4 protein-coding genes and 1 pseudogene are annotated in these 4867 nt (G+C 57.7%); all 5 read right to left on the bottom strand.

The genetic code is table 11. The features are described 5' to 3' along the window. A partial coding sequence (fusA, locus tag VEZ38_RS15930; protein WP_324895136.1) for an elongation factor G occupies window positions 1–1305 on the bottom strand: 1305 nt, incomplete at its 3' end. A gap of 42 nt (window positions 1306–1347) precedes the next feature. Then, the gene (rpsG, locus tag VEZ38_RS15925) at window positions 1348–1818 is read right to left on the bottom strand and encodes a 30S ribosomal protein S7 (protein ID WP_138198073.1); all 471 of its coding nucleotides are present in this window, start codon (window positions 1816–1818) and stop codon (window positions 1348–1350) included. 63 nt (window positions 1819–1881) lie between these two features. Then, window positions 1882–2301 (bottom strand): 30S ribosomal protein S12, encoded by a 420-nt coding sequence (gene rpsL / locus VEZ38_RS15920; RefSeq protein ID WP_324895134.1) that lies wholly within the window; start codon window positions 2299–2301, stop codon window positions 1882–1884. A 117-nt stretch (window positions 2302–2418) separates the two neighbouring features. Continuing rightward, complete coding sequence (locus tag VEZ38_RS15915; protein WP_324895132.1) at window positions 2419–2670, bottom strand: ribosomal L7Ae/L30e/S12e/Gadd45 family protein; 252 nt, start codon at window positions 2668–2670, stop codon at window positions 2419–2421. 166 nt (window positions 2671–2836) lie between these two features. Further along, window positions 2837–4867: pseudogene (locus tag VEZ38_RS15910) on the bottom strand (DNA-directed RNA polymerase subunit beta'); the annotation flags it as partial.

Genomic DNA, 4867 nt, shown 5'->3' with positions numbered 1-4867 from the left:
GAACGTCGGATCTTCTTCCGCGAGCTTCGTGAGCGCGACGCCCATCTTGTCTTGGTCCGCTTTGGACTTCGGCTCGACGGCGATCGAGATAACCGGCTCAGGGAAGTTCATGGACTCGAGGATAACCGGGTTCTTCTCGTCGGAGAGCGTGTCGCCCGTAATCGTATCCTTGAGACCTACCGCAGCCGCGATGTCGCCCGCGTATACCTCTTGAATCTCTTCGCGAGAGTTCGCGTGCATCTGCAGGATGCGGCCGATCCGTTCCCGCTTGCCCTTCGTCGCGTTCAATACGTACGAACCGGAGTTCAAAATACCGGAGTATACGCGGAAGAACGTCAGACGACCGACATACGGGTCCGTCATGATTTTGAACGCCAGCGCCGAGAACGGCTCGGAGTCCGAAGACTTCCGAACGACTTCCGTGCCGTCTTCGAGGACGCCGCGGATGTCCGGTACGTCGACCGGAGCCGGCAGGTAGTCGATGACCGCGTCGAGCATCGGCTGAACGCCTTTGTTTTTGTAGGAAGAGCCTGCAATGACCGGGAAGATTTTAACGCCTACCGTGCCCTTGCGGAGCGCTGCCTTCAGTTCGTCGACGGAAATTTCTTCGCCTTCGAGGTACTTCATCGTCAAGTCTTCGTCAAGTTCCGCGACCTTCTCGACCAATTGGTTCCGAAGCTCTTCGGCTTTCGACTTATACTCGGCCGGGATTTCGCTCATCTGCTCCAAGCTGCCCATGTCGTCCGTGAAACGGTACGCGACATTGGTCACGAGGTCGATGTATCCCACGTAGTCCGCTTCGGCGCCCATAGGCAGCTGAATCGGAACCGCGTTCGCGCCGAGACGGTCTCTCATCGATGCGACTGCATTCAAGAAGTCGGCGCCGATGATGTCCATCTTGTTGACGTAGGCGATCCGCGGTACGCCGTAACGATCCGCTTGACGCCATACAGTCTCGGATTGCGGCTCTACGCCTTCCTTAGCGGAGAACACCGCTACCGCGCCGTCAAGGACGCGCAAGGAACGTTCGACTTCTACCGTGAAGTCTACGTGCCCAGGCGTGTCGATGATGTTGACGCGATGGCCTTTCCATTGCGCCGTCGTCGCAGCCGACGTGATCGTGATGCCGCGCTCTTGTTCTTGCTCCATCCAGTCCATCGTCGCGGCGCCTTCATGCACTTCGCCGATCTTATGAACGCGTCCGGTGAAGAACAAAATGCGCTCGGTCGTCGTCGTCTTGCCCGCGTCGATGTGGGCCATGATGCCGATGTTGCGCGTGTTCTGCAAAGAGAACGCTCTTGGCATTCGTTAGCTCTCCCTTCTATCCTAGTTTTTGTTGTATCGATCTTACCAACGGTAGTGGGCGAACGCCTTGTTCGCTTCGGCCATCTTGTGCGTATCTTCGCGCTTCTTGACCGATGCGCCCGTGTTGTTGCTGGCGTCGATGATTTCAGCGGCGAGGCGCTCCGTCATCGTCTTCTCGCCGCGATTGCGCGAGTAGTTGACCAACCAGCGAAGACCTAACGAAGTGCGGCGCTCCGGCTTTACTTCGATCGGAACTTGGTAGTTCGCGCCGCCGACGCGGCGAGCCTTGACTTCGAGGACCGGCATGATGTTCTTGATCGCCGCCTCGAATACTTCCATAGGCTCGTTCCCCGTACGTTGACGAATCAACTCGAACGCGTCGTACAGGATCGTCTGGGCGACCCCGCGCTTACCGTCGATCATGATTCGGTTGATGAGACGAGTTACCAACTTGCTGTTATAAATCGGATCCGGAAGCACGTCGCGCTTCGGAACTGGACCTTTACGTGGCATAGTTATCCCCCTTTCGCAACTAATTCATTCCTAGTCGCTATCTTGTCTTACAGTTTTCTAGATTTACTTCTTCGCTTTCGGACGCTTCGTGCCGTACTTGGAACGAGCTTGCATCCGGTTGTTAACCCCTGCCGTATCGAGCGCGCCGCGAACGATGTGGTAACGGACACCCGGAAGGTCCTTAACACGACCGCCGCGAACGAGAACGACGCTGTGCTCCTGAAGGTTGTGGCCGATGCCGCCGATGTAGGCGGTAACTTCGACCTTGTTCGTCAAGCGTACGCGAGCGTATTTCCGAAGCGCCGAGTTCGGCTTCTTCGGCGTCATCGTACCGACACGAGTGCAGACGCCGCGCTTTTGCGGAGCGCTGAGGTCCGTCTCCTCGCGACGCAGAGCGTTGTACCCTTTTTGGAGGGCCGGCGACTTCGACTTAACGATCTTCGCTTTACGACCTTTGCGCACGAGCTGGTTAATAGTTGGCATATGTTGCACCTCCTTCAATACGTTTGTAAATCAAATGTTAAGTCCACAGATCCAGGTGAGTCATATGTGAACAAAGAGAATGTTTTTGTCTCGGATCTCCTCGACAAAAACATGGCTTCACTCATTCACGATGGCGGCCATTGCAGCGCCGACTTCGATTCCGCAAGCTTTACCAAGCAGCTTCATGGAATCGACGTACGTCACTTCAACGCTCATCTTCTTCGCTAGCGTAACGATTTTGCTCGTCAGCTTCGGATCTGCGTCCCTTGCAACAAACACCTTGGCGGCCGTTCCTACTTCTACCGCTTTCGTCGTTTGCTTGGTGCCGATGCGCAGTTGTCTACCGCGCAGTTCTTCATCATAAGACATTATTGAAATATCCTCCAAAGAACATCTCGCATGAGACCGTACCTTTTTGGCACACTGAAAAATAATATCACCGGGCACCGCCCATGTCAAGGCGAAATCCTCGCTTGTATGGTCGAAGACCAGAAGGCCGGCAGGCCGACGGATCGACCTGCCGCTTCTTGCCGATTTACTCTACCGCAACCGGCTCCGCCGCCGTATCGACGTCTTCTTCCGGCGCCGCATTCGGGTCGACGACCTTGATGCCGCGGTAACGGGACATGCCCGTACCGGCCGGAATGAGCTTGCCGATAATGACGTTCTCTTTGAGGCCGAGCAGCTGATCCACTTTGCCCTTGATCGCCGCGTCCGTCAAGACGCGCGTCGTCTCCTGGAACGAAGCCGCGGAGAGGAACGAATCCGTCTCGAGCGACGCCTTCGTGATCCCGAGAAGCACCGGACGCGCGACGGCCGGCTCTCTGTCGTCCATGAGCGCGACGCGGTTCGCTTCTTCGTACTCGTGGATGTCGACGAACGAGCCCGGCAGCAGCGTCGTGTCGCCCGCGTCGACGATGCGGATTTTCCGCAGCATCTGGCGAATCATGACCTCGACGTGCTTGTCGTTGATTTCTACGCCTTGGTTCCGGTATACGCGCTGAACTTCCTGAAGGATATAGTTCTGCACGCCGCGGATGCCCTTGATGCGCAGCATCTCTTTCGGGTCGATCGAGCCGTCCGTCAGCTCGTCGCCCGCCTCGATCGCCTGGCCGACCGTGACGCGAATCCGGGATCCGTACGTGACGGAATACGTCTTCGATTCCGCTTCGCCGGCCACCTCGATTTCGCGGCGGTCCTTCGCTTCGCGAATTTCCTTCACGACGCCGTCGATCTCGGAGATGATCGCTTGACCTTTCGGATTCCGAGCTTCGAAGAGCTCCTGAATCCGCGGCAAACCTTGCGTAATGTCGTCGCCCGCGACGCCGCCCGTATGGAACGTACGCATCGTGAGCTGCGTGCCCGGCTCGCCGATCGACTGCGCGGCGATGATGCCGACCGCTTCGCCGATTTCGACGAAGGCGCCCGTCGCGAGGTTCCGACCGTAGCACTTCTTACATACGCCGTGACGCGTCCGGCACGAAAGCACCGAGCGAATCTGCAGCTTCTCGACGCCGGCGGCGATGATCGCGTTCGCTTCTTGATCGCGGATCAGCTGGTTGCGGGTGACGATGACTTCGCCCGTCTCCGGATGACGCACCGTCTCGAACGCGTAACGGCCTTCGATCCGATCGTACAGATCCTCGATGACTTCCTTGCCGTCCTGGATTTTGCCCACGACGAAGCCTTTATCCGTGCCGCAATCGTCTTCGCGGACGATAACGTCCTGCGCGACGTCGACGAGACGACGGGTGAGGTAACCGGAGTCGGCCGTTCGAAGCGCCGTATCCGCCAGACCCTTCCGGGCGCCGTGCGTCGAGATGAAGTACTCGAGGACCGTAAGGCCTTCGCGGAAGTTCGACTTGATCGGGAGCTCGATGATCCGGCCGGACGGGTTGGCCATGAGGCCCCGCATGCCGCCCAGCTGCGTGATCTGCGATTTGTTCCCGCGCGCCTTGGAGTCGACCATCATGGAGATCGAATTGAACTTGTCGAGCGACTTCATGAGGATGTCGGTCAACTCGTCCTTCGCTTTGCCCCAGATGGAAATTACGCGGTCGTAACGCTCTTCGTCCGTGATCAAACCGCGGCGGTATTGATTCGTGACGATGCGCACCTTCTCCTCGGATTCCGCAAGGATGCGAACTTTATCCGCAGGCACGTTCACGTCCGCGACGGCGATCGTGATGCCCGCGCGCGTCGAATACGTGAAGCCCAATTGCTTGATATTGTCGAGAATGACGGACGTCTGCGTCGTGTGATATTTGCGGAAGCACTCCGCAATGATCGCGCCGAGATAGTCCTTGCCTACGGCGCCCTTGAAGGTCGCGTTCCGAATCCGTTCGCGAACGTCGGCGCCCTTCTCGTAAATAAAGTAATGATCCGCGACCCCGTTCAACAAATTCGCCTTGGACGGTTCGTTGATGTACGGGAAGTCCGCCGGGAAGATTTCGTTGAAAATGATCTTGCCGACGTTCGTGATGAGAAGAGCCTTCTGCTGCTCTTCCGTGAACGACGTCTTGCCGAGCGCCGACACCGGGATGGCGACGCGCGCATGCAGCGACAC

It is taken from the genome of Paenibacillus sp. (assembly GCF_035645235.1).
Classification (GTDB): Bacteria; Bacillota; Bacilli; order Paenibacillales; family YIM-B00363; genus Paenibacillus_AE.
The sequence above is the reverse complement of the archived record's forward strand: the minus strand, read 5'-3'. Positions and strand labels throughout refer to the sequence as shown.

What these genes read in the sequence shown, in the direction of transcription:
- rpsG (WP_138198073.1), bottom strand. Translation starts at nt 1,818, where the DNA reads ATGCCACGTAAAGGTCCAGTTCCGAAGCGCGACGTGCTTCCGGATCCG.
- rpsL (WP_324895134.1), bottom strand. Translation starts at nt 2,301, where the DNA reads ATGCCAACTATTAACCAGCTCGTGCGCAAAGGTCGTAAAGCGAAGATC.
- VEZ38_RS15915 (WP_324895132.1), bottom strand. Translation starts at nt 2,670, where the DNA reads ATGTCTTATGATGAAGAACTGCGCGGTAGACAACTGCGCATCGGCACC.